Here is a 3129-nt window from a genome sequence, read left to right as displayed (position 1 = left end):
TCCTGTCTGATGGTGTCTTCTAGACTGCTTACTTGTAGTTGGTTGCGAGCTATTCCTTGTATATGTTGCATCGTTAAAGATAAAAAAACTATAACTTTCTTACAACTATTTTACTATATTTGGTGCAAGGATTGTGATGTTTTTTCACAGTCTGACGTTATGTGCCATTTTACCGAGACGCACCCAAACCGACAAACTGACCCGAGAAGAAAATAAATTTGCTTATTATATGTACACATATTATATTTGTACCGACAATTTCGTCAGACAAAATATTTTAGTATGTGGACAACAGAAGTAAGTCGTAAAACGACAGCAACAAAAGAACAAATTTGGAAACTTTGGGCAGACGTTTCTAATTGGAATGTTTGGGACGCAGAAGTGGAAACCTCTGAACTATTTGGACAATTCCAAACGGGGACAAAAGGAGTTTTGAAACCAGTAGGCGGACCAAAAACAAAATTTGAAATGATTGAATGTAGTAACTTTAAATCATTTACAGACAGAAGCTTTTTACCACTTTGTAAAATGGACTTTATCCATACAATGACAGAAACCAAAGACGGACTTGAAATTACACATAAGGTTGTAATGACAGGTATTATGACTTTCTTTTTTTCAAAAGTAATTGGAAGTAAAATCAAAGTTGGACTACCTATTGCAGTTGAGAAACTAATTGAACTTGCAGAAAAAAACTAAAACAGAATGACAAAGACAGATTTTAGTTTTGACAAATCCGAAGAAAGTACAGGGTTTTTATTGTGGCAAGTAACAAACTTGTGGCAACGTGAAATCAAAAAAGCATTGGAGAAATATGAATTGACACATTCACAATTTGTATTACTTGCGAGTATTCATTGGCTGACGCTTGACAAACAAAGTGTAACACAAATTTTGTTATCTAACCACACCAAAATTGACCCAATGACAACTTCTACAGTTTTGAGAACCTTACAAAAGAAAGGACTTATCAAACGACAGGAACACGAAACAGACACAAGAGCAAAAACGGTTGGACTTACTGAAATTGGACTTAAGAATATTAAACAAGCAATTAAGACAGTTGAACAATTTGACAGATCGTTCTTTGGCTCACTTGACAACAAAACAAAAGAATTTAATAACAAACTAAATACACTACTTGACAAAAAAAACGGCACATAACAGGCGTAACTGTTGCACAACCTCAATAAAAAACTAAAATTTTAAAATATTTATAAAAAGTAACCTCTTTAGAAGCTATTTTAAGGAGGTTAGTTTTTTAGTTATAATTCAAAGTTGTAAAACTTGGAGTGCTTACAAACGAGTTTTTTAAGTCTAAAAAGACTGATTTTATAAAAGCCAAGTTCTTTCCTTGTTTTAGGGAAACAACTTGGGTTAAAATGGATGGTTTTTAATACTCTTGGCGTAAATCCTATTTTCTATAAATCGATAAGGTTAACGAAAGCATCTATAATCCCGACGCTTCGGGAGAACAGGATTGTCCTGACTAACAGTGTCTTCTAGACTGCTTACTTGCAGTTGGTTGCGAGCTATTCCTTGTATATGTTGCATCGTTAAAGATAAAAAAACTATAACTTTCTTACAACTATTTTACTATATTTGGTGCAAGGATTGTGGAGGTTTTTTCACAGTCTGACGTTAGCGGTCATTGTAAAGGATGATTCAGAAAATAAAAGGCATAAACATAAAATGAAATTGGAACCTGTAATAATTGAAACTCAAAGACTAAAACTGACTGGTTATTCATCTCAGGATATGACTTTTATTTTTGAAAATTTCAGCAGGGACGAAATAAAGAAAATATTAGGACACCGAACAGACGAAGATTATCAAATGGAAGAATATAAGTACAAGAATGGATATGCATCCTATAATAGGGGTTTCATACTCTTTATGCTGACAGAAAAAACAACAAAATTAATAATTGGTCGATGTGGACTTCATAATTGGAATAAAGAACATCAGCGCGCAGAAATAGGTTACACTATTTCTGATGAGAATTTTAAAAGAAAAGGATTGATGACCGAAGCTGTTAGTTCAATTATTGACTATGGCTTTAATGAATTGAAATTACACAGAATCGAAGCCCTTGTTGGAAGTTATAACATTCCTTCTTTGAAAATCATCGAGAACAATTTCTTCATTAAAGAAGGATTATTAAGACAACATTATCTTATAGCAGGCAAATTTGTAGATTCAGTTGTTTATTCACTGTTGCACAATGAATATATTGCCAATAAAAAATGATAGAACAACGAACCACTGATAGCTTCCATTAAAGCACGATGCACACAAATCACGATTAAATACAAAGAAATAATGCAAGACTTTATAGACCAAGCAAATAAAAATGGTGTAATTCTCCTCGACAAAGGAAGATGTCAGTTTTGTGGTGCAGACTATCAAAAAGGCATCTTTGACTGTATGGACAATTATAACAATGGACTTCAGCTTTTGGACTTTAATAATTCAGAACATCACATATCAAGATTTTTAAGTGTTGACGCACATGCTTTACAACATCCAGAAATTCACGGACGATGGAGCAATCATTTTCATTTGACAAGGTTGAATTTGATACTTGATAAAAAGCAAACTTGGGACTACAAAAAATCTCCGTTGCTAAGCGACTTTTTGAACGATTATAAACAAAATAGACCTAATGAATTTCTTGTGGTCCCGAAACCATTAGACAGAGGTGAAATTACCGCAAAAGACCTGACTAAGGCGACAACAGTAGACGAATGTATTGAACTAATAAAAAAATGGGCGGACGAAGTATATTATTCTTGGAATTCAAGCCATTCAATAGTTTCTCAAATTGCTGACGGCTTTTTAGACAACAATTACTATGGAAAAACACAAGGCAGAAAAACAACGAACCGCTAACAGCAGTAACTGTTGCACAACCTCAATAAAAAACTAAAATTTTAAAATATTTATAAAAAGTAACCTCTTTAGAAGCTATTTTAAGGAGGTTAGTTTTTTAGTTATAATTTAAAGTTGTAAAACTTGGAGTGCTTACAAACGAGTTTTTTAAGTCTAAAAAGACTGATTTTATAAAAGCCAAGTTCTTTCCTTGTTTTAGGGAAACAACTTGGGTTAAAATGGATGGTTTTTAATACT

At 33.0% G+C, this 3129-nt stretch carries 4 protein-coding genes; all 4 read left to right on the top strand.

Annotated elements, in window-relative coordinates:
• Positions 1-282 precede the first annotated feature (282 nt).
• Positions 283-699: an SRPBCC family protein gene (locus tag WFZ85_RS15830; RefSeq protein WP_342697225.1), complete on the top strand. Its 417-nt coding sequence runs from the start codon at positions 283-285 to the stop codon at positions 697-699.
• Positions 700-705: 6 nt separating this feature from the next.
• Positions 706-1164 (top strand): MarR family winged helix-turn-helix transcriptional regulator, encoded by a 459-nt coding sequence (locus tag WFZ85_RS15825; protein ID WP_342697224.1) that lies wholly within the window; start codon positions 706-708, stop codon positions 1162-1164.
• Between the two features lie 528 nt (positions 1165-1692).
• Positions 1693-2250: a GNAT family N-acetyltransferase gene (locus WFZ85_RS15820; RefSeq protein WP_342697223.1), complete on the top strand. Its 558-nt coding sequence runs from the start codon at positions 1693-1695 to the stop codon at positions 2248-2250.
• 72 nt (positions 2251-2322) lie between these two features.
• Entirely contained in the window at positions 2323-2892 is a 570-nt protein-coding gene (locus tag WFZ85_RS15815) for a DUF5946 family protein (protein ID WP_342697222.1), read from the top strand.
• The last annotated feature ends 237 nt before the right edge of the window (positions 2893-3129 follow it).

It is taken from the genome of Flavobacterium aureirubrum (genome assembly GCF_038739835.1).
GTDB classification, from domain to species: domain Bacteria; phylum Bacteroidota; class Bacteroidia; order Flavobacteriales; family Flavobacteriaceae; genus Flavobacterium; species Flavobacterium aureirubrum.
This window is presented reverse-complemented; position numbering and strand designations above follow the sequence as displayed.

Bases quoted from the DNA above. Each gene is read 5' to 3' on its own strand.
- WFZ85_RS15830 (WP_342697225.1), top strand. From the start codon at position 283: ATGTGGACAACAGAAGTAAGTCGTAAAACGACAGCAACAAAAGAACAA.
- WFZ85_RS15825 (WP_342697224.1), top strand. From the start codon at position 706: ATGACAAAGACAGATTTTAGTTTTGACAAATCCGAAGAAAGTACAGGG.
- WFZ85_RS15820 (WP_342697223.1), top strand. From the start codon at position 1,693: ATGAAATTGGAACCTGTAATAATTGAAACTCAAAGACTAAAACTGACT.
- WFZ85_RS15815 (WP_342697222.1), top strand. From the start codon at position 2,323: ATGCAAGACTTTATAGACCAAGCAAATAAAAATGGTGTAATTCTCCTC.